Annotated in this window: 18 protein-coding genes; 7 read left to right on the forward strand and 11 right to left on the reverse strand. The window is 73.2% G+C overall.

Features of this window, described 5'->3' with window-relative positions:
* Positions 1-496: 496 nt before the first annotated feature.
* The 5 genes from proC to AB0M99_RS24745 all read right to left on the reverse strand — a co-directional run bounded on the left by proC (position 497) and on the right by AB0M99_RS24745 (position 3,992).
* Positions 497-1,306 (reverse strand): pyrroline-5-carboxylate reductase, encoded by an 810-nt coding sequence (gene proC / locus AB0M99_RS24725; RefSeq protein ID WP_365923917.1) that lies wholly within the window; start codon positions 1,304-1,306, stop codon positions 497-499.
* A gap of 99 nt (positions 1,307-1,405) precedes the next feature.
* Positions 1,406-2,143: an ABC transporter permease gene (locus AB0M99_RS24730; RefSeq protein WP_365923919.1), complete on the reverse strand. Its 738-nt coding sequence runs from the start codon at positions 2,141-2,143 to the stop codon at positions 1,406-1,408.
* Positions 2,140-2,997 (reverse strand): ABC transporter ATP-binding protein, encoded by an 858-nt coding sequence (locus tag AB0M99_RS24735; protein ID WP_365923921.1) that lies wholly within the window; start codon positions 2,995-2,997, stop codon positions 2,140-2,142. Before AB0M99_RS24735 ends, AB0M99_RS24730 begins: the two co-directional genes overlap by 4 nt.
* 106 nt (positions 2,998-3,103) lie before the next feature.
* Positions 3,104-3,601, reverse strand: a complete 498-nt coding sequence (locus AB0M99_RS24740) for a hypothetical protein (RefSeq protein ID WP_365924129.1) — start codon at positions 3,599-3,601, stop codon at positions 3,104-3,106.
* Between the two features lie 88 nt (positions 3,602-3,689).
* Complete coding sequence (locus tag AB0M99_RS24745; RefSeq protein WP_365923923.1) at positions 3,690-3,992, reverse strand: peptidase; 303 nt, start codon at positions 3,990-3,992, stop codon at positions 3,690-3,692.
* Between the two features lie 106 nt (positions 3,993-4,098).
* Between AB0M99_RS24745 and AB0M99_RS24750 the strand changes: the two genes are divergently transcribed.
* A complete protein-coding gene (locus tag AB0M99_RS24750; RefSeq protein WP_365923925.1) occupies positions 4,099-6,255 on the forward strand; it encodes a serine/threonine-protein kinase in 2,157 nt (718 codons plus the stop codon).
* A gap of 125 nt (positions 6,256-6,380) precedes the next feature.
* Here AB0M99_RS24750 and ilvD read toward each other — a convergent pair whose 3' ends face one another.
* From ilvD to AB0M99_RS24770, 4 genes are all read right to left on the reverse strand, one after another.
* Complete coding sequence (ilvD, locus tag AB0M99_RS24755; RefSeq protein ID WP_365923927.1) at positions 6,381-8,231, reverse strand: dihydroxy-acid dehydratase; 1,851 nt, start codon at positions 8,229-8,231, stop codon at positions 6,381-6,383.
* 136 nt (positions 8,232-8,367) lie between these two features.
* A complete protein-coding gene (locus AB0M99_RS24760) occupies positions 8,368-8,988 on the reverse strand; it encodes a TetR family transcriptional regulator (protein ID WP_365923929.1) in 621 nt (206 codons plus the stop codon).
* Complete coding sequence (locus tag AB0M99_RS24765) at positions 8,985-9,809, reverse strand: sugar phosphate isomerase/epimerase (protein WP_365923931.1); 825 nt, start codon at positions 9,807-9,809, stop codon at positions 8,985-8,987. Before AB0M99_RS24765 ends, AB0M99_RS24760 begins: the two co-directional genes overlap by 4 nt.
* Positions 9,810-9,898: 89 nt before the next feature.
* Positions 9,899-10,840 (reverse strand): Ppx/GppA phosphatase family protein, encoded by a 942-nt coding sequence (locus AB0M99_RS24770; protein WP_365923933.1) that lies wholly within the window; start codon positions 10,838-10,840, stop codon positions 9,899-9,901.
* Between the two features lie 400 nt (positions 10,841-11,240).
* On the opposite strand from AB0M99_RS24770, the gene AB0M99_RS24775 reads away from it, so the two are divergent.
* On the forward strand, positions 11,241-12,071 hold the full coding sequence (locus AB0M99_RS24775; protein WP_365923935.1) for a hypothetical protein: 831 nt from the start codon (positions 11,241-11,243) through the stop codon (positions 12,069-12,071).
* Positions 12,072-12,081: 10 nt separating this feature from the next.
* Here the strand turns inward: AB0M99_RS24775 and AB0M99_RS24780 are convergent, their stop codons facing one another.
* Positions 12,082-13,803: a hypothetical protein gene (locus AB0M99_RS24780; protein ID WP_365923937.1), complete on the reverse strand. Its 1,722-nt coding sequence runs from the start codon at positions 13,801-13,803 to the stop codon at positions 12,082-12,084.
* A 147-nt stretch (positions 13,804-13,950) separates the two neighbouring features.
* Between AB0M99_RS24780 and radA the strand changes: the two genes are divergently transcribed.
* Together radA and disA are read left to right on the forward strand one after the other, a co-directional pair.
* Positions 13,951-15,366 carry a DNA repair protein RadA gene (gene radA / locus AB0M99_RS24785; RefSeq protein WP_365923939.1) on the forward strand — a complete coding sequence of 472 codons (1,416 nt, stop codon included), beginning with the start codon at positions 13,951-13,953 and terminating at the stop codon, positions 15,364-15,366.
* A gap of 138 nt (positions 15,367-15,504) precedes the next feature.
* Entirely contained in the window at positions 15,505-16,629 is a 1,125-nt protein-coding gene (gene disA, locus AB0M99_RS24790; protein WP_365923940.1) for a DNA integrity scanning diadenylate cyclase DisA, read from the forward strand.
* A 78-nt stretch (positions 16,630-16,707) separates the two neighbouring features.
* On the opposite strand, the gene AB0M99_RS24795 is transcribed toward disA, so the two are convergent.
* On the reverse strand, positions 16,708-17,448 hold the full coding sequence (locus tag AB0M99_RS24795; RefSeq protein WP_365923942.1) for a hypothetical protein: 741 nt from the start codon (positions 17,446-17,448) through the stop codon (positions 16,708-16,710).
* 223 nt (positions 17,449-17,671) lie between these two features.
* On the opposite strand from AB0M99_RS24795, the gene AB0M99_RS24800 reads away from it, so the two are divergent.
* The 3 genes from AB0M99_RS24800 to AB0M99_RS24810 all read left to right on the forward strand — a co-directional run bounded on the left by AB0M99_RS24800 (position 17,672) and on the right by AB0M99_RS24810 (position 20,000).
* Entirely contained in the window at positions 17,672-18,280 is a 609-nt protein-coding gene (locus AB0M99_RS24800; RefSeq protein ID WP_365923944.1) for a phosphatase PAP2 family protein, read from the forward strand.
* Between the two features lie 29 nt (positions 18,281-18,309).
* A complete protein-coding gene (locus AB0M99_RS24805; protein WP_365923946.1) occupies positions 18,310-19,242 on the forward strand; it encodes an A/G-specific adenine glycosylase in 933 nt (310 codons plus the stop codon).
* Between the two features lie 188 nt (positions 19,243-19,430).
* Complete coding sequence (locus AB0M99_RS24810; RefSeq protein ID WP_365923948.1) at positions 19,431-20,000, forward strand: SigE family RNA polymerase sigma factor; 570 nt, start codon at positions 19,431-19,433, stop codon at positions 19,998-20,000.
* The last annotated feature ends 16 nt before the right edge of the window (positions 20,001-20,016 follow it).

Genomic DNA, 20,016 nt, shown 5'->3' on the forward strand with positions numbered 1-20,016 from the left:
CGGGCTTTCCTCCGGGCGCTTCCTTCGTTCTTGCGTTTCCGACTCTATCAGACTCTTTCGTGTCCGATTCCCGGTCGAAGCGGGTTTCGCTTTCCAGGTTTCCGCTTTCGCGTTTCCCTTTCCGGCGAGTTCGACTCTATCAGATCCTTTCGGGCCCGATCCCCAGTCAACGGGGTTTGCCGTGCGGGCTGTTGGGCCCTTGCGGCGAGTGAGACAGTAGCGGATTCCTTGCCCCCGAACCTAATCGGCGGCTGCGCCCTTGAACGCGGATTCCTCATTCGCAAATACGCATGAAAACGGGACGACGAAGTGCGTCGTTCGTTCGAATGTGTAGTGCGGGATGACTGTCCGGGGACCGACCGGGGTCGGCGCTCACTTCGGACAACTCGAAGAACCTTACGGATGCCGCAAGCCTGTGTCAACCCTTGGCCGGGCGTCACCCGTACGAAGAAGGGCCCCGCTCGCGCGGGGCCCTGGTACCTCTGCGGTCGTGGTGTCAGCTGTTGCCCGAGGCGAGCTCGCGGCTGCGGTCGCGGGCGGCTTCGAGGGCGGCGATCAGGGCCGCGCGGACGCCGTGCTTCTCCAGCTCGACGATCGCGTTGATCGTCGTACCGGCCGGGGAGGTCACCGCCTCGCGGAGCTTCACCGGGTGCTCGCCGCTGTCGCGGAGCATCACGGCGGCGCCGATGGCGGCCTGGACGATGAGGTCGTGGGCCTGGGCGCGGGGCAGGCCCAGGAGGATGCCCGCGTCGGTCATCGCCTCGACGAGGAAGTAGAAGTACGCGGGCCCGGAGCCGGAGAGCGCAGTGGCCGCGTCCTGCTGGGACTCGGGGACGCGCAGGGTCTTGCCGACGCCTCCGAAGATCTCCTCGGTGTGCCGCAGGTGCGCGGCGGTGGCGTGGCTGCCGGCGGAGATGACGGACATGGCCTCGTCCACGAGGGCGGGGGTGTTCGTCATGACGCGCACGACCGGGGTGCCGGGGGCGAGCCGTTCCTCGAAGAACGAGGTGGGGATGCCGGCTGCGCCGCTGATGACGAGGCGGTCGCCGGGGACGTGCGGGGCGAGCTCCTCCAGGAGCTTGCCCATGTCCTGCGGCTTGACGGTGAGGATGAGGGTGTCGGCGCGCTTCGCGGCCTCGGCGTTGCTGACGGCCTCGACGCCGTAGCGGGAGACCAGCTCCTCGGCGCGCTCCGGGCGGCGGGCGGTGACGAGGAGCTTCGATGCGGGCCAGCCGCCCCGGATCATCCCGCTGAGCAGGGCCTCGCCGATCTTGCCGGTACCGAGGACTGCGACTGTCTGGGTCATGCCCGATTCACCTCGCCGAACTGTGTTGCACGCGTGCTGCGGATACCTCCTCATCCTTGCACTCGCGCCGGTGGCGGCGGACGGGTGTCCGCAGTGCGGTCAGGGGGTGCGGCGGCGGAGGGTGGCCGCGCCGAGGGCCAGGACGAGCAGGGCGCATCCGGCGACGATGACGACGTCGCGGATGAAGGCGGCGGTCATGTCGGTGTGGGTGAGGACCTGGGTCATGCCGTCGACGGCGTAGGACATGGGCAGGACGTCGGAGAGCCCTTCGAGGACCGGCTGCATGGTTCCGCGCGGGGCGAAGAGTCCGCAGAGCAGGAGCTGGGGGAAGATCACCGCCGGCATGAACTGGACGGCCTGGAACTCGGAGGCCGCGAAGGCCGAGACGAACAGGCCGAGCGCCGTGCCCAGGAGCGCGTCGAGCAGGGCGACGAGCAGGAGCAGCCACGGCGAGCCGACGACGTCGAGCCCGAGGAACCAGAGGGCCACGCCGGTGGCGAGCAGGGACTGGACCACGGCCATGGCGCCGAAGGCCAGCGCGTATCCGGCGATGAGGTCGCCCTTGCCCATCGGCATGGCGAGGAGGCGTTCGAGGGTGCCGGAGGTGCGTTCGCGCAGGGTCGCGATGGAGGTGATGAGGAACATCGTGATCAGCGGGAAGATGCCGAGGAGGCTGGCGCCGATGCTGTTGAAGGTGCGCGGGTCGCCGTCGAAGACGTAGCGCAGCAGGACGAGCATCAGTACGGGGACCAGCAGCATCAGCGCGATGGAGCGCGGGTCGTGCCGGAGCTGGCGCAGGACGCGGGCTGCGGTGGCGGTGGTGCGGGCTGTGGTCATCGGACTTCGGTCTCCCGGGTCGTGCGGGGCGTACGGGACTCCCCGCGGGCGGTGGCGGCGCCGGTGGCGCCGGCGTTGGCCTCGTCGACGAGGCGGAGGAAGCCCTCCTCGACGGTGTCGGAGCCGGTACGGGTGCGCAGGGCCTCGGGGGTGTCCTGGGCGAGGATCCGGCCCTCGCGCATGAGGAGCAGGTCGTGGCAGCGCTCGGCCTCGTCCATGACGTGGGAGGAGACGAGGAGCGTCGCCCCGCGGGTGGCGGCGAGGTCGTGGAAGAGGTTCCACAGGTCGCGGCGCAGGACGGGGTCGAGGCCGACGGTGGGTTCGTCGAGGACGAGGAGCTCGGGGGTGCCGAGCAGGGCGACCGCGAGGGAGACGCGGCTGCGCTGGCCGCCGGAGAGGTTGCCGGCGAGGGCGGTGGCGTGGTCTGCGAGGTCGACGTCGGCGATGGCGCGCGTGACGGTGGCGTGCCGGCGTTCCGCGGCGGCGCGGCCGGGGTCGAGGATCGCGGCGAAGTAGTCGAGGTTCTGCCGGACGGTGAGGTCGTCGTAGACGGACGGCGCCTGGGTGACGTAGCCGATGCGGTGGCGGAGCTCGGGGTGGCCGGCGGGGCGGCCGAGGACGTCGAGGGTGCCCGTGACGTGGGCCTGGGTGCCGGCGATGGCCCGCATGAGGGTGGACTTTCCGCAGCCGGACGGGCCGAGGAGGCCGGTGATGCGGCCGCGGGGGACGTCGAAGGCGATGCCGTCGATGACGGTGCGGGGGGTGCGGCCGGTGCCGCGGCGGACGGTGAGGTCGAAGGCGCGTACGGCGGGGCCCTGGGCTCCCGGCTCGCGCTCGGACCGGTTATTCATCATGTGATGAATAATGCTCCTGGCTGCGCCTGGGCGTCAATCGCCCGGAGGGGTGCGCCTTGGCCCGCCTTGGCGTGGCTCGGTTTCTCCCGGCTCCGCGCCCGCCGCGCTACTTCTTGCGCTTGGGGCGGCGGGCTGCCGGGTTGCCCGTACGGGAGCTGCGGCGGCGTGCGAACTCGGCCACGGCACGCTCGTACTCGGCGCGGCGCAGCTTCTCGCCCGGCGCCTCGGTCAGGCAGCGCAGGAAGTACGCGATGAGGCTGCCGATGAAACCGATCGCCTTGAGGCCCTTGAGGGCGGCCTCGTCGGAGGACGGGGCGGGGCGGCGGCTGAAGGATTCCCAGGTCTTGGCGAAGGCGATGGAGCTGGCGATCGCGAAGAGGATGACGACGGAGATGCTGAGGAAGGGGCCGACGTTGCCGATCTCCAGGCCCTCGTAGGAGAGGCGCAGCAGGACCGCGGCGGCGACGGCGGTGGTCAGCGCGCCGACGGCGACGGCCGCGCGGCGCAGGGCGTAGCCCCCGTCGTGGTTCACCCAGGTGGTGCCGAAGAACCGGATCGGCTCGGGCTCGGGGCCCGCGGGGGCCGCGGCCCGGGCCGGGCCCAGGTCCGGCTCGGCGGGGGTCTGGTCTCGCTGGTCGTCGCTCACGTCAGCGATTATCCCCCGCCGGGGGCCGGCGGGTCAGGGTCGAACGTCAGGCGCAGCGGGTGGCGACGTAGCCGTCACTGCCGGTCTTCACGTACGCATCGGAGACGAACTGGCCGTTGCCGATGCAGTCCCAGATGTCGGTAGTGCCGTACGGGCCCGAGACGGTCGTCCCGGAGCACTGGCAGCGGATGCCGACGGTCGCACCGAGCGGCAGCACGTCGACGACGGAGTAGTTGGTCCCCGGGCCGCTGCGGACGTTCAGGCGGTAGCCGGGCGCGACCGGATACCGCGGGAATCCGGAGGACTCGGCAAGGCTCTGTACTTGGCTTGAATCGCTCTCAAGCGACATGTGGAAACTCCCCCCTTGGGTGTCACTCTGCGCAACTCGCGCAGGGTAGCAGGACCTTGGATATCCCTACGGGCCATCGACTAGGCTCCGGCGGGGGTGGTGAGCGGTGCCTTCGCTGCGCGCGGACTACGTGGGATTTCCGGAATACGCCGGTCAGTACCGGCTTGAGTCCGTGCTCGGCTCCGGCGGCATGGGCGTCGTCCACCTGGCCACCTCCGGTTCGGGGCTGAAACTCGCCGTCAAGATCGTGCACCCCGAGCACGCGGTCGATCCGGAATTCCGGGCCCGCTTCCGGCAGGAGGTCACCGCCGCCCGGCGGGTGAGCGGGGCGTTCACCGCGCCCGTCGTGGACGCGGACCCGGATGCCGAGCGGCCGTGGATGGCCACGCTGTTCATCGACGCCCCGACCCTCGCCGAGCGCGTACGGGAGCGCGTGCTCGACCCCGCCGAGCTGGCCAGGCTCGCCGCCGGGCTGGCGGAGGCCCTGCGGGACATCCACCGGGCCGGCGTGGTGCACCGGGACCTGAAGCCCAGCAACGTACTGATGGCACCGGACGGGGTACGGGTCATCGACTTCGGCATCTCGCGGCCGACCGACAGCGATCTGCGCACCGAGACCGGGAAGCTGATCGGGACCCCGCCGTTCATGGCGCCGGAGCAGTTCCAGCGGCCCCGGGAGGTCGGCACCGCCGCCGACGTGTTCGCCCTGGGCGCGGTGCTGGTGCACGCGGCGACCGGGCGGGGGCCCTTCGACTCCGACAGCCACTACCTCGTGGCGTACCAGGTGGTGCACGGCGAACCCGACCTGACGGGGCTGCCGCCGAAGCTCGCGCCGCTCGTCGCCCGCTGCCTGGCGAAGGACCCGGCGGAGCGTCCCACCGCCGACGCGCTGATCGGGGAGATGCGGGCGCTCGCGTACCCGACCGGCGAGGACACCCAGGCCTTCATCCCCCGGCCGAGGCGTCCGCTCGCCGGGGCCGGCCGGGGCGGGTCGGGCGGCTCCGGCTCCGGCTCCGGCGATGAGGCCACGCACCTGCGGGACCGGGGCGCCCCGGAGCCGTCCGCCGCCGTCGGGCGGTCGCGGCGGACCCGGGCGGCCCTCGCGGCGGGCCTCGGGGTGCTGCTCGCGGCCGGGGCGGTCGGCGGGTACCTGTGGTCCGGGCCGGGGGACGGGCCGTCGCGGCCGCGCACCGCGCCGCAAGTGCCCGGCCCGAAGCCGAAGCCGTTCGCCCCGTGGGCGGTACCGCTGGGCGAGCGGAACGCGGCCTGCTCCTGGGAGGCCGCGGCGCTGTACTGCGCCGGGCCGGGGCTGGCCGCTGCCCGGATCGACCCGGCGGACGGCTCGGTGCTGTGGTCCGTACGGGCCGCCGCGCCGACCGCGCGCCCGGCGGGCGACGGCACTCCCCTGCACGCGGGCGGGCTGGTCCTCGCGGTGGCCCCGGGCAGCGGGCTGCTCCAGGCGCTGGACCCCGCGACGGGCGCGGAGCGCTGGCACCGCGGCCTGCCGCAGGGCTCACACGTCGTACCGGCCGGGGGCCAGGTACTGGTCGCCGGGTCGGACGGGGGCGTCACCGCGCTGGACGCGGCGAACGGGGCGGTGCGCTGGACGAAGCAGCTCGGCGGGGTCGGCTCGGTGTGGTGGGCCGGGCCGTCGGAGCCGGCGGTGGTGTACGTCGCCACCCCCGACGCGGGCGGCCGGACCACGCAGCTCTCGGCGGTGGACCCGGCGAGCGGAACGGTGCGCTGGCAGACCCGGCCGACCGGCCGGCTGCGGCCGGTGGGGGTCGCGCGCGGCGCGGTGTTCCTGCTGGACCGGGACGGGGACGCGCGCAGCGGCGCGGTCGTACGGGTGGACCAGGCGGGAACGCACGCGACGGAGCGGGTACGGCTGTCGGCTCCGCTGTTCGAGGCCGAGGCGACGGTGGGCCCCGACGGGGTGACGTACGTGTTCGGGACCACGGGCGCGCTGGCGGCGGTGGGCCCGGCCAAGGAGGAATGGCGGCTGGAGACCGGCGTGGCGGTGGCCTCGCGGCCGGTGTTCGCCGACGGGCGCGTCTACCTGGCGGCCGCGGACGGCCGCCTGCTGGCCGTCGACGCGGCCGCGGGCCGGCTGGCCGGCCAGACGAAGCCGCGGATGGCGGGCGGGGCCGGCACCTTCGCGGCCACCCTCCCCGCACCGGTCGCCGCCGACGGCCGCGTCTTCACCTCCGCCCCCGACGGCTCCCTCTTCGCCGTCCCCGCCACCGACCCCGCCGCCTGGTGAACCCCGGGGCAGCGCCACCCCGGCCGGGCCGCCCGGTGAGCCGCGGGCGGTAGTACGGAGAACGGAGAACCCCGCCGGGTGGTGATGTCCCGGCGGGGTTCTCCGTACGTACTGCCCCGGAGGGGTCAGCCCAGGCGGGTCACGTCGCGGACCGCGCCCTTGTCGGCGCTGGTGGCCATCGCGGCGTACGCGCGCAGCGCCGCCGAGACCTTGCGCTCGCGGTTCTTCGGCGCGTAGACGCCGCCCAGGGCCTCGCGGCGGGCCGCCAGGGTCTCCTCGTCGACCAGCAGCTCGATGGAGCGGTTCGGGATGTCGATCCGGATCCGGTCGCCGTCTTCGACCAGGGCGATCGTGCCGCCCGCCGCCGCCTCCGGGGAGGCGTGGCCGATGGAGAGGCCGGAGGTGCCGCCGGAGAAGCGGCCGTCCGTCACCAGCGCGCAGACCTTGCCGAGGCCGCGGCCCTTGAGGAAGGACGTCGGGTAGAGCATCTCCTGCATGCCGGGGCCGCCGCGCGGGCCCTCGTAGCGGATGACGACCACGTCGCCCGCCTTGATCTCCTTGCGGAGGATCTTCTCGACGGCCTCGTCCTGCGACTCGGAGACGACGGCCGGGCCCTCGAAGGTCCAGATCGACTCGTCGACGCCGGCCGTCTTCACGACGCACCCGTCGAGGGCGATGTTGCCGCGCAGCACGGCGAGGCCGCCGTCCTTGGAGTACGCGTGCTGGACGGAGCGGATGCAGCCGCCCTCGGCGTCGAGGTCGAGGGTGTCCCAGCGCTCGGACTGGGAGAAGGCGGTGGCGGAGCGCACGCAGCCGGGGGCCGCGTGCCACAGCTCCATCGCGGCGTCGGTCGCCGTGCCGGAGCGGGCGTCCCACTTCGCGAGCCAGTCCTCCAGACCGTCCGAGTGGACGGAGGTGACGTCCTTGTTCAGGAGGCCGCCGCGGTGCAGCTCGCCGAGGATCGCGGGGATGCCGCCGGCGCGGTGGATGTCCTCCATGTAGTACGTGCCGCCGGGCGCGACGTTCGGCGCGACCTTGGACAGGCACGGGACGCGGCGCGAGACGGCGTCGATGTCCTTGAGGTCGTAGTCCAGGCCCGCTTCCTGCGCCGCGGCCAGCAGGTGCAGGATCGTGTTCGTCGAGCCGCCCATGGCGATGTCGAGGGCCATGGCGTTCTCGAAGGCCTCGCGGGAGGCGATGTTGCGCGGGAGGACGGACTCGTCGCCGTCCTCGTAGTACCGCTTGGTGATCTCCACGACGGTCCGGCCGGCGTCCTCGTACAGGGCGCGGCGGGCGGTGTGCGTGGCGAGGACCGAGCCGTTGCCGGGGAGGGCGAGGCCGATGGCCTCGGCGAGGCAGTTCATCGAGTTGGCGGTGAACATGCCCGAACACGACCCGCAGGTCGGACAGGCGTTCTCCTCGATGCGCAGGACGTCCTCGTCCGAGACGTTCTCGTTGGAGGCGTCGACCATGGCGTCGATCAGGTCGAGCTTGCGGACGGTGCCGTCGACGAGGATGGCCTGCCCGGCCTCCATCGGACCGCCGGAGACGAAGACGACCGGGATGTTGAGGCGCAGGGCGGCCATCAGCATGCCGGGGGTGATCTTGTCGCAGTTGGAGATGCAGATCAGGGCGTCGGCACAGTGCGCCTCGACCATGTACTCCACCGAGTCGGCGATCAGGTCGCGCGAGGGCAGCGAGTAGAGCATGCCGCCGTGGCCCATCGCGATGCCGTCGTCGACCGCGATCGTGTTGAACTCGCGCGGGATCGCGCCCGCCGCGCGGATGGCGTCGGAGACGATCCGGCCGACCGGGGCCAGGTGGGTGTGGCCCGGGACGAACTCGGTGAAGGAGTTGGCGACCGCGATGATCGGCTTTCCGATGTCCGCGCTCGCTACGCCCGACGCACGCATAAGGGCACGTGCGCCCGCCATGTTGCGGCCGTGGGTGACGGTGCGGGACCTCAGCTCAGGCATCGGGTTCACTCCCCATGTGTGCGGCGGCGTCTGACGCCTGCCGCGACTGCGGATATGGCTCGGTTACGAGGCTACGCCCACCGCCCGGGATCCGGACACGCAGTCCGGATGCCGGGACGGGGGGCTCAGCCCTCGGTCACTCTTCGGTCAGGTAGCGCTGGAGGGTCGGAGCCACCAGGGCAACGATGTCCTCCGGGTCGGCGGACGCGAGGGGCTCGACCTGGACGACGTAGCGCAGCAGGGCGATGCCGATCATGTGCGAGGCGGCGAGTTCGGCCCGGAAGGTGGGGTCGGGGACGTTGAGGTCGGCGGCGACGCGCTCCAGGACCCGGCGCAGGATCAGGCCGCGCAGCACCTTCGCGGCGGCCTCGTGCGTCAGCGCGGACCGGATCACGGCCAGCAGCGGGGCCCGGCTGACCGGGTTCTCCCAGATCCCCAGGAAATAGCGGGCGAGGCGCTCCCCGATCCCCTCGGGTCCCTCGCCCACGATCGCCGGGACCACGAGCGCCGGCTCGATGCTCAGCTCGATGGCGGCGGCGAAGAGCTCGTCCTTGCTGCCGAAGTAGTGGTGCACCAGGGCGGGGTCCACGCCCGCCGCCTTGGCGATCCCGCGTACGGAGGTCTTGTCGTAGCCGCGCGCGGCGAACTCGGAGCGGGCGGCGAGCCGGATGCGCTCCTGCGTGCCGGGACCGTCGTCGGCCTCGTCCTGCCGGGGCCGGCCGGGGCCCCGGCGGGGGCGCTGCGCGGGGGCGGTCACGAGCGGGGCGCCGGGGTGTTGTTCGCGGCGAGGTGGAGGCGGGTGAAGGCCAGCGCCTCGGCGAGGTCGGCCTCGCGCTCGGCGGACGACATCGCGCGGCGGGTGTTGACCTCGATCACGACGTGCCCGTCGAAGGACGTGCGGGCGAGGCGCTCCAGCAGCTCGGCGCAGGGCTGCGTACCGCGGCCGGGCACGAGGTGCTCGTCCTTCGCGGAACCGTTTCCGTCGGCGAGGTGGACGTGGGCGAGCCGGTCGCCCATCCGGTCGATCATCGCGGTGGCGTCCGTACGGGCGGTCGCGGTGTGCGAGAGGTCGACGGTGAAGTGCCGGTAGTCGTCCTTCGTCACGTCCCACTCGGGCGCGTACGCGAGCATCTCGCGGTCGCGGTAGCGCCACGGGTACATGTTCTCGACGGCGAAGCGGACGTCGGTCTCGTCGGCCATGCGCCAGATGCCGCTGACGAAGTCGCGGGAGTACTGCCGCTGCCAGCGGAACGGTGGGTGCACGACGACGGTGGACGCGCCGAGGCGCTCGGCCGCGGCCTGGGCGCGCTGGAGCTTGGTCCAGGGGTCGGTGGACCAGACGCGCTGGGTGATCAGGAGGCAGGGCGCGTGCACGGCCAGGATCGGCACCTGGTGGTGGTCCGAAAGCCGCCGCAGGGCGTCGATGTCCTGGCTGACCGGGTCCGTCCAGACCATGACCTCGACGCCGTCGTAGCCGAGGCGCGCGGCGATCTCGAAGGCGGTCGCCGTCGACTCCGGGTACACGGAGGCGGTGGAGAGGGCGACTTTCGCGTTCGGGATCCGGACTGGGTTTGCCACGGGGACAGGGTACCGATGCCCCGCCCCACCGGGGGTGGGATCCCTCCGGTGCCCGGCCCCGTCGTCGCCGTCGCCGCCGTCGCCGCGCGTCAGGACGGCGGGGAGACCGGAAGGTGGTCCAGGCGGCGGAGGATGACGCCCTCACGCAGGGCCCAGGGGCAGATCTCCAGTTCGTCGACGCCGAAGAGGTCCATCGCGCCCTCCGCGACCAGCGCCCCGGCCAGGAGCTGCGAGGAGCGGCCCTCGGAGACGCCGGGGAGCGCGGACCGCTGGGAGGTCGTCATCGCCGCCAGCCGGGGGACCCACTCCTCCAGGGCCTTGCGCGTCAGGTCCCGCTGGACGTACAGGCCGTCCGCCGAACGGGCCGCGCCCGCGATCCGGGCCAGCTGCTTGAACGTCTTCGACGTCGCCACGACCCGGTCCGGCGCCCCGAAGCGGCTGAACTCGCCGACCGTCCGCGCGATCTGGGCCCGCGCGTGGCGGCGCAGCGCCCGTACGTCGGCGGGGTCCGGCGGGTCGCCGGGGAGCCAGCCCGCCGTCAGGCGACCCGCGCCGAGCGGGAGGGAGACGGCCGCGTCCGGTTCCTCGTCGATGCCGAAGGCGATCTCCAGCGAGCCGCCGCCGATGTCCAGGACCAGCAGCTTCCCCGCGGACCAGCCGAACCAGCGCCGGGCGGCCAGGAACGTCAGCCGCGCTTCGTCGCCGCCGCTGAGCACCGGCAGGTCGATGCCCGTCTCGGCCTTGACCCGGGCCAGCACCTCGTCGGCGTTGGTCGCCTCGCGCACCGCGCTCGTCGCGAAGGGGAGTACGTCCTCGCACCCCTTGTCCTCGGCCGCCTGCACCGCGCCGCCGATCACCGAGACGAGCCGCTCGACGCCCTCGGGCGTGACCGCGCCGTGCTCGTCGAGGAGCTCCGCCAGCCGCAGTTCCACCTTGTGCGAGTGGGCCGGCTGCGGGCGCGCACCGGGGTGCGCGTCCACCACCAGCAGATGGATCGTGTTCGAACCCACATCAAGGACACCGAGTCTCATAGGGGGAAACGCTACTGCGCGGATCGCGTAGGGGTGGAGTAAGGCTCCCGACCGGCCCACGACACCGGGCTGGAAGCGGGCCCTCTGCCCTACCTGTCATTGGCGGGGAGACCGGGACCAAGGCGCCTGGCAGCGCATCGCATCACGCGGCCTCGCCCACCAGGCCGGCGGGAAAGCGTTCGGAGGGACACGCTCACACGGACCGGATCCAGCTGCCCCGCGCAGCCCACCGGCACCAGGGCGCGACAACGATCAGCACACCCACCAGCCGACACCGGCCAAGAGGAACAGCACTCGGCGCGGGATTCCACCTCCACGCCCACGCCACGGTGGGAACACCCCCTTGCCGGGCACCACGCCCGGCAATGAATCCCTCAGCTGATCTGAGACGCTTGGGTTTGTGCCAAATACGAAGAAGGCCAAGTCCAAGAGCAAGAGCAAGACCAAGGCGGGCAGCGCCGCCCAGGCTCCGGTCGTCGGTGACGAGAAGGGCCTCGACTTCCCCCGCGCGTGGGTGGAGTTCCCCGATCCCGCCGACGACGAGCAGGTCTTCCGCTGCGACCTGACCTGGCTGACCTCCCGCTGGACGTGCATCTTCGGCAGCGGCTGCCAGGGCATCCAGGCCGGGCGCGCCGACGACGGCTGCTGCACGCTCGGTGCGCACTTCTCCGACGAGGACGACGAGAAGCGCGTGGCGGAGCACGTGGCCCGGCTGACGCCGGAGCTGTGGCAGTTCCACGACGTCGGCAGCGAGACCGGCTGGACGCAGAACGACGACGACGGGGAGAAGCAGACCCGGCGCTGGGACGGCGCCTGCATCTTCCTGAACCGGCCCGGGTTCGCGGCCGGGGCCGGCTGCTCGCTGCACATCCTGGCCGTGCGCGAGGGCAAGGAGCCGCTGGAGACCAAGCCGGACGTGTGCTGGCAGCTGCCGATCCGGCGGACCTACGACTGGATCGACCGGCCGGACGACACCCGCGTGCTGCAGGTGTCCATCGGCGAGTACGACCGGCGCGGCTGGGGCCCCGGCGGCCACGACCTGCACTGGTGGTGCACCTCGGCCACGTCCGCGCACGGCGCCGGAAAGCCGGTGTACGTGTCGTACCGCGCCGAGCTGACCGAGCTGATGGGCAAGGAGGGGTACGAGGCGCTGGTGGAGCTGTGCGAGGCGCGGCTGTCCTCGCTGCTGCCGATGGCCCCGCACCCGGCGGACCCGGTACTGCCCGCCTGACGGGTACGGGCTACCCCGGGGCGGAGGTGTCCGGGCTCGGGGAAACCGTTCCTTCTGACCCCGTCGGGGTGGGCGTCGCCGTCGGGGTCGGCGTGGGCTCCGGCGGCGTCGGGGTGGGAGTGGGGGTCGGCGTGGGCGTGGGCGTGGGAGTCGGCGTCGGGGTGGCCGGCCCGGTCGGCGTGGGCGTCGGTGCCGGGCGGCCGCGGCCTCGGATGGAGACGACGGCGCCGCCGGGCTCGATGCCGACGTGGGCCGTCCACGCCCCGACGGGCTGGGCTTCGGGGTCCACGTCGATCCGTAGGGTGACCGATTCTCCGGGCGCCAGCGTGCCCGAGGTCCGGCTCGCCCGGAGCCACGGCGCGTCGGACCACAGCCGCCAGTCCACCGGCGCATCCCCCGAGGCGCTGAGGGTGAGCAGGGTGGTCGCGCCGTGGGAGGACGCGGCCACGGCGAGCCGGCCGGGGGCGCCCGGGCCGGAGCGGTCGGGGGTGGCGGGCGGCCCGGTGCTGATCACCTCGACGGACACGTCGGGCGCGGCACTGCCCGCGGCGAAGCCGGGGCCGCCGGTGGTGACGGCGGCGTTGCCCGCGTTCTCGTACGCCGTCAGCGGGCGGCCGTCGGTGCGCGGCAGCGGCATCTCCGACTCGCTCGCGGAGATCCGGGCGGAGCCGCCGACGACGGGCTCCCCGGTGCTGGGGGCTCCGCGGTAGGCGGCCCAGAGCGCGAGCACGGGGGCCGCGACGACGGTGGCGACCACGGTGGTGGTCACGGCCCGGGTACGCATCCGGTCGCGGCGGGCCGCGCGGTCCTTGGGGTCCATCGGGAAACCGGTCCGGTCGAAGCGCGGGCCGGCTCCGCGGCGCCGGCCGGAGCGGAGCATCGCGGCGTGCACGGCCGTACGGGGTGCCGGGACCAGCGGGAGCGCGGCGGTTTCGACCCCGCCGGAGCCCGGCCAGGGCCCGCGGGCCCCGACCCGTTCGGCGACGCGGCGGCAGCGCGGGCAGTCGTCGACGTGCCGGACCAGCTCGGCGCGCAGGCTGGTGGACAGCAGGACCGCGCCGTCGCCGCCGTCGCCGGTGAGCCGGGACACGGTCGGGCAGTTGCCCGTCTCCACGACGGCGAGGGCGGCGCGGGTGCGCTCCACCTCGCAGGCGGCTCCGGTCAGCAGCTCGCGGGCGGCGGCCTGGGCCGTGCCGAGGACGGAGGCGAGTTCGGACACGCCGAGGCGGTGGCGGACGGCGAGTTCGAGGGCCTCGCGCTGCCCGGGCGTGGTCCCGGCGGCCTCCGGCCAGGCGAGGCGGGCGAGCTCGGTACGGCGGTAGGCGCTCACGTCAAGGAGCCGGTGGGCGCTCGGCGCCTCCGGCGCACGCCCTGGATCCATGCGCTCCGGCGCACGCCGGGCGGAATGCGCCCCCTGCCTGGCGCGCCGCTGCTCGGCGAGCCGGCGCAGACAGGCCCAGCGCGCCAGCGCGTACAGCCAGGCACGCCGGTCCCCCTCGTCGGGACACCGCCCCGGGTGCCGCTCGGCCACGGCCAGCACGTCGCCGAGCACGTCGGTGGCGGTGTCGTGGTCGCAGAGGACCGAGAGGCAGTACGTGAACAGGCCGTCGAGGTAGGGCTCGTGCCGGAAGGGGGGCGGCGGCTCCGCCGAATGCCCCTCGCGGGGCGTGCGCCCGTGCGCCCGGTGTGCGCCGGTGCGCGATGCGGGGTGCGATTGGTTGCTGCTGTTCACCTGGCGACCGTAGGCGGCGGGCCGCTTACCCCCTGGAAGCCTTCACCACAATTAGCCCTTACGGGTGAACAGATCGGTACTGCGCTGACCTCACCCCTGACGCCGCCCGCCACGGCGCTGTCAGTACCGGCGGCTACCGTGGGGCGCATGGCTGCCCGTACATCTCGCTCATCCGCCAAGGACCGGCCGTCCTACCGCTGTACCGAGTGCGGGTACTCCACCGCCAAGTGGCTCGGCCGGTGCCCCGAGTGCCAGGCCTGGGGCACCGTCGAGGAGATCGGCGGCGCGCCCGCCGTGCGGACCACCGCGGCCGGCCGGGTCTCGTCCGCCGCGCTCCCGATCGCGCAGGTCGACGGCCGCACCGCGACCGCCCGCAGCACCGGCGTGTCCGAGCTGGACCGCGTCCTCGGCGGCGGCCTGGTGCCCGGCGCCGTCGTCCTGCTCGCGGGCGAGCCGGGCGTCGGCAAGTCGACGCTGCTGCTCGACGTCGCGGCCAAGGCGGCCACCGACGAGCACCGCACGCTCTACGTCACCGCCGAGGAGTCGGCGAGCCAGGTGCGGCTGCGGGCCGACCGGATCAACGCGCTCAGCGACCACCTGTTCCTCGCCGCCGAGACCGACCTGTCCGCCGTACTGGGCCACCTCGACGCGGTGAAGCCGTCCCTGCTGGTCCTGGACTCCGTACAGACCGTGGCCTCCCCCGAGATCGACGGCGCGCCCGGCGGCATGGCCCAGGTGCGGGAGGTGGCCGGGGCGCTGATCCGCGCGTCCAAGGAGCGCGGGATGGCCACGCTGCTCGTCGGCCACGTCACCAAGGACGGGGCCATCGCCGGACCCCGGCTGCTGGAGCACCTGGTGGACGTCGTGCTCAGCTTCGAGGGCGACCGGCACGCGCGCCTGCGCCTGGTGCGCGGCGTGAAGAACCGGTACGGGGCCACGGACGAGGTCGGCTGCTTCGAGCTGCACGACGAGGGCATCACCGGACTCGCCGACCCGAGCGGGCTGTTCCTGACCCGCCGCGACGAGGCCGTGCCGGGGACCTGCCTGACGGTGACGCTGGAGGGCAAGCGCCCGCTGGTCGCCGAGGTGCAGGCGCTGACGGTGGACTCGCAGATCCCCTCGCCCCGCCGGACCACCTCGGGGCTGGAGACCTCCCGGGTCTCGATGATGCTGGCCGTGCTGGAGCAGCGCGGCCGGATCACCGCCCTCGGCAAGCGCGACATCTACAGCGCGACCGTGGGCGGGGTGAAGCTGACCGAGCCGGCCGCCGACCTGGCCATCGCGCTGGCGCTGGCCTCGGCCGCCAGCGACGTCCCGCTCCCGAAGAACCTCGTCGCCATCGGCGAGGTCGGGCTGGCCGGTGAGGTGCGGCGCGTGACGGGCGTCCAGCGGCGGCTCGCGGAGGCCCACCGGCTGGGGTTCACGCACGCCCTGGTGCCGGTGGATCCGGGGAAGGTGCCGCCCGGCATGAAGGTCACGGAGGTCGCCGACGTGGGCGACGCGCTACGGGCCCTGCCGCGCGGCCGGTCCCGTACGCCGGCCCGGGACCGCGACGCGGAGTAGCAGCTCAGCAGGTCCGTACGGGGCTCCGTGACGGCCGCCTCCGCCAACGCTCGGCGGGGCCGCAGTGCGCGCCGGTAGACTTTGTGCTGGTCCGCCCGGCCGTACGCAGGCGGCACAACCCGCGACCGGAGGAGTGCAGTGGCAGCCAAGGACGGGGCAGCAGCATCCGGAAAGTCGGGCGCGAGCTCCAAGCAGGAGGCCATGATGCGTGCCTCGCTGAGCGCGGTCGCACCTGGTCAGCCGCTGCGTGACGGGCTGGAACGGATCGTCCGCGGCAACACCGGCGGGCTCATCGTCCTCGGCATGGACAAGACGGTCGACGCGATGTGCACCGGCGGCTTCGTGCTGGACGTGGAGTTCACGGCGACCCGGCTGCGGGAGCTGTGCAAGCTCGACGGCGCGCTCATCCTCGACAAGGACATCACCAAGATCCTGCGGGCCGGCGTGCAGCTGGTGCCGGACGCGTCGATCCCCACGGAGGAGACGGGCACCCGGCACCGCACGGCGGACCGCGTCTCGAAGCAGTGCGGCTTCCCCGTCGTCTCGGTCTCGCAGTCGATGCGGCTGATCGCGCTGTACGTGGACGGCGAGCGGCGCGTGCTGGAGGAGTCCGGGGCGATCCTGTCCCGGGCGAACCAGGCGCTCGCCACGCTGGAGCGGTACAAACTGCGCCTCGATGAGGTCGCGGGCACCCTGTCGGCGCTGGAGATCGAGGACCTGGTGACGGTCCGCGACGTGACGGCGGTCGCCCAGCGGCTGGAAATGGTGCGCCGGATCGCCACCGAGATCGCCGAGTACGTGGTCGAACTGGGCACGGACGGGCGACTGCTGTCCCTCCAGCTGGACGAGCTGACGGTCGGGATCGAGCAGGAGCGGGAGCTGGTGATCCGGGACTACGTTCCGGAGCCGACGGCGAAGCGTTCCCGCACGGTGGACGAGGCCCTCTTCGAACTGGACGCGCTGACCCACCCCGAGCTGCTGGAACTGGCGATCGTGGCGAAGGCGCTGGGTTACACCGGCTCGCCGGAGACCCTGGACTCGGCGGTGTCCCCGCGGGGCTACCGGCTGCTGGCGAAGGTTCCGCGGCTGCCGGGGGCGATCATCGAGCGGCTGGTGGAGCACTTCGGCGGCCTGCAGAAGCTGCTGGCCGCGTCGGTGGACGACCTCCAGACGGTCGACGGCGTCGGCGAGGCGCGTGCGCGCAGCGTCCGCGAGGGCCTGTCCCGCCTGGCGGAGTCCTCGATCCTGGAGCGCTACGTCTGACCCGCGGCTGCGGCGCCGCGGGGTCAGCCCGGCTTGCCGCGGGGGTCCAGCCCTGCTGTCGGTCCTGCTCAGTCCTGCTCAGTCCTGCTTCAGGACGAACGAGGTCCGGGCCACCGGCATGCCCGGGGACTTGACCTCGACCACGTAGGTGTCCGGAGCCGCGGACCCCGCCGGAGGCGTGGCGCACTGGTCCGCCGCGCTGAAGCGGCGGTCCCATTCCAGGGACTGCTTCGTCTCGCCCTGCGCCGGGACGCGGAAGAAGACGTTCCCCGGGCCCGGAGGGCAGTCCGCCGAAGACCAGACGGCCTTGCTGGTCGTCGCCTGAAGGATGGTCAGTACCGCCTGCCTCGGGCCGAGATCGACCTTGCAGGTCGTGCCGGAGACGTTGCGGGCCACGAGTTCGAGGCGGGGCTTCTCGTTCGCCTCGTACTCGTTCTTCACGCTCCTGACCTCCCACTGCACCGCGCCCGCCGCGCATGTGGGCAGCGGCGAGTCCGCCGGGACCTGGGCCGGACCGCCGCCGCCGGAAGCGGAACCCGATCCGCCCGAGCCGCCGGAGCCCGTACCGCCGCCCGGTTCGCCGTTCTTGCCGGCGCCCGCGGAGCCGCCGCCACCGCTGCCCTGGGAGCCGGTGCCCGACTCCGCCCGGCCGCCCGGGGCCTGACTGATCGCCGGGCCACTGCCGGAGGGGCCCGGGGTGATCGCGGTGACGGGGCCGGGGCCGCTCTCGCCCTTGCCGTTCGTACTCGACTTCCCGCCGCCGGAACTGACGGTCCATACGGCGAGGAGCGCGAGGAGCGCGGCAACGGACGCCAGCACAGCCCTCCGTCGCCAGTAGATGGAGGAGGGGAGCGGCCCGACCGGATTGCGCAGAGATCCCACGAACGGAACCTTACGAGAGTTCGCGGCGCGATCCGTGCCCCACATGCCGCGCACCCGGCTTGTTTTGGCGATGATCATCCCGCGAATGGACTGACGAGCGATCAGAACCGGCCGTTCCCCTCACACAGTCATTAATCCGTTTTGAGTACTCTCGGTGACCATGGACAGTTCTGACCTCTATCGCGACATCACCGACTTCGCCCACTCCACACCCGCCTGGGTCCAGTCGGCCGTCGAGGTCTGGACGGAGTACGGGCTCCTCTTCTTCGGCCTTCTCTTCGTGGCCGTGTGGTGGCGGGCACGCCGCAGCGCCGACCCGCGGGCCGTCGCCCTCGCCGTCGTGGCGCCGCTGGCCACCGCCATCGCCTACGTCGCCTCCGAGGTCGTGAAGTCCACCGTGGACGAGGAGCGGCCCTGCCGGGCCGTGGCCGGGGCGGCGGCCTCGCTGATCACCTGCCCGGCCTCCGGGGACTGGTCCTTCCCCAGCAACCACGCCGCCATAGCCGGCGCCGCCGCCGTCGCGCTCGCCCTGGCCGTCCGCCGGCTCGCCCTGCTTACCGTGCCGCTCGCGCTCCTGATGGCCTTCTCCCGCGTCTTCGTCGGGGTGCACTACCCGCACGACGTCGCGATGGGCCTGCTGCTCGGCGGTTCGCTCGCCGCCCTCGTCGTACTGCTGCTGACCGGTCCTATCAGTACGATCACCACCGCCATGCGGGCGAGCGGTGGCCGCGCCGCTGTCTGGTTCACCGGCCCGGGCCCCGCGCGGTAGGCCCGAAACGTGCCAGGATGCCGTCTGCCATGACTGCACCCGTATCCCAGCACTCCGCGCACGCGCTGCACTCCCCCGTCATCGCGTGGTTCGACGAACACGCCCGCGACCTGCCCTGGCGCCGCCCCGAGGCCGGCCCCTGGGGGGTCATGGTCAGCGAGTTCATGCTCCAGCAGACCCCGGTCAGCCGGGTCCTGCCCGTGTACGAGCAATGGCTCGCCCGGTGGCCCCGGCCCGCCGACCTGGCCGCCGAGCCCTCCGGCGAGGCCGTACGGGCCTGGGGGCGGCTCGGGTACCCGCGCCGGGCCCTGCGCCTGCACGGCGCGGCCGTCGCGATAACGGAGCGGCACGGGGGCGACGTACCGCGGGAGCACGCGCAGCTGCTCGCGCTGCCCGGGATCGGCGAGTACACGGCGGCCGCCGTGGCCTCCTTCGCGTACGGGCAGCGGCACGCCGTGCTCGACACCAACGTCCGCCGGGTCTTCGCGCGCACCGCCACGGGAGTGGAGTACCCGCCGAACGCCACCACCGCGGCCGAGCGGCGCCTGGCCCGGGAGCTGCTGCCCGGGGACGAGGACACCGCGGCCCGCTGGGCGGCGGCCTCCATGGAGCTCGGGGCCCTGGTGTGCACGGCCAAGAGCCCGGACTGCGCCCGCTGCCCGGTGGCCGGGCTGTGCGCGTGGCGGCTCGCCGGGAAGCCGGCGCACGAAGGGCCGCCGCGGCGCGGGCAGACGTACGCCGGGACCGACCGGCAGGTGCGGGGCAAGCTCCTCGCGGTGCTGCGGGAGGCGGTCGGCGCGGTTCCGCAGGCGCTGCTCGACACGGTCTGGGACGAGCCGGTGCAGCGCGCCCGGGCGCTGGACGGGCTGGTCGCCGACGGGCTGGTGGAGCCTCTGGCGCAAGGCATGTACCGGCTTCCGCAGAGCGGGTCCGCCACCGGACCGGATCCCGCTCGAAGCTGACTCGAAGCTGACTCAAGGATTCCGCTTAGGTCGGCGAAACCCCAGCTCACGGGTGTTGTTACACAACCTATGGGTGTCCGTGCGCCCACCGAAGGCTGGTCCGCACAGGCCCGTGACAACGCCTCCGTACTTTCGAATCCGTAAGGCAGAGGACGCGGGTTGGTCGGTCGGTACGGAGGCGGTCTGAGATGGCGCACACGGCGCACGGCGAGGTACTCGAATTCGAGGAGTACGTACGCACTCGGCAGGACGCGCTGCTGCGCAGCGCCCGGCGCCTGGTCCCGGACCCCACCGACGCGCAGGACCTCCTGCAGACCGCCCTCGTGCGCACCTACGGCCGCTGGGACGGCATCGCCGACAAGTCCCTCGCCGACGCCTACCTGCGCCGGGTCATGATCAACACGCGTACCGAGTGGTGGCGCGCCCGCAAGCTCGAAGAGGTCCCCACCGAGCAGCTGCCCGACGCCTCCGTCGAGGACGGCTCCGACCAGCGCGCCGACCGCGCCCTGCTCATGGACATCCTCAAGGTGCTCGCGCCCAAGCAGCGCAGCGTGGTCGTGCTGCGACACTGGGAGCAGATGAGCACCGAGGAGACGGCCGCGGCGCTCGGCATGTCGGCGGGAACCGTGAAGAGCACTCTGCACCGCGCGCTGGCCCGCCTCCGGCAGGAGCTGGAGAGCCGGGACCTGGACATGCGCGCGCTCGAACGCGGTGACCACACCATCCGGTACGAGGGGCGTGAGCGGTGCGCGGCCTGAATGGCCAATGCCTGAG

The organism is Streptomyces sp. NPDC051183 (assembly GCF_040682455.1).
Lineage (GTDB): Bacteria > Actinomycetota > Actinomycetes > Streptomycetales > Streptomycetaceae > Streptomyces.

Bases quoted from the DNA above. Each gene is read 5' to 3' on its own strand.
- proC (WP_365923917.1), bottom strand. From the start codon at position 1,306: ATGACCCAGACAGTCGCAGTCCTCGGTACCGGCAAGATCGGCGAGGCC.
- AB0M99_RS24730 (WP_365923919.1), bottom strand. From the start codon at position 2,143: ATGACCACAGCCCGCACCACCGCCACCGCAGCCCGCGTCCTGCGCCAG.
- AB0M99_RS24735 (WP_365923921.1), bottom strand. From the start codon at position 2,997: ATGATGAATAACCGGTCCGAGCGCGAGCCGGGAGCCCAGGGCCCCGCC.
- AB0M99_RS24745 (WP_365923923.1), bottom strand. From the start codon at position 3,992: ATGTCGCTTGAGAGCGATTCAAGCCAAGTACAGAGCCTTGCCGAGTCC.
- ilvD (WP_365923927.1), bottom strand. From the start codon at position 8,231: ATGCCTGAGCTGAGGTCCCGCACCGTCACCCACGGCCGCAACATGGCG.
- AB0M99_RS24770 (WP_365923933.1), bottom strand. From the start codon at position 10,840: ATGAGACTCGGTGTCCTTGATGTGGGTTCGAACACGATCCATCTGCTG.
- radA (WP_365923939.1), top strand. From the start codon at position 13,951: ATGGCTGCCCGTACATCTCGCTCATCCGCCAAGGACCGGCCGTCCTAC.
- AB0M99_RS24800 (WP_365923944.1), top strand. From the start codon at position 17,672: ATGGACAGTTCTGACCTCTATCGCGACATCACCGACTTCGCCCACTCC.
- AB0M99_RS24805 (WP_365923946.1), top strand. From the start codon at position 18,310: ATGACTGCACCCGTATCCCAGCACTCCGCGCACGCGCTGCACTCCCCC.
- AB0M99_RS24810 (WP_365923948.1), top strand. From the start codon at position 19,431: ATGGCGCACACGGCGCACGGCGAGGTACTCGAATTCGAGGAGTACGTA.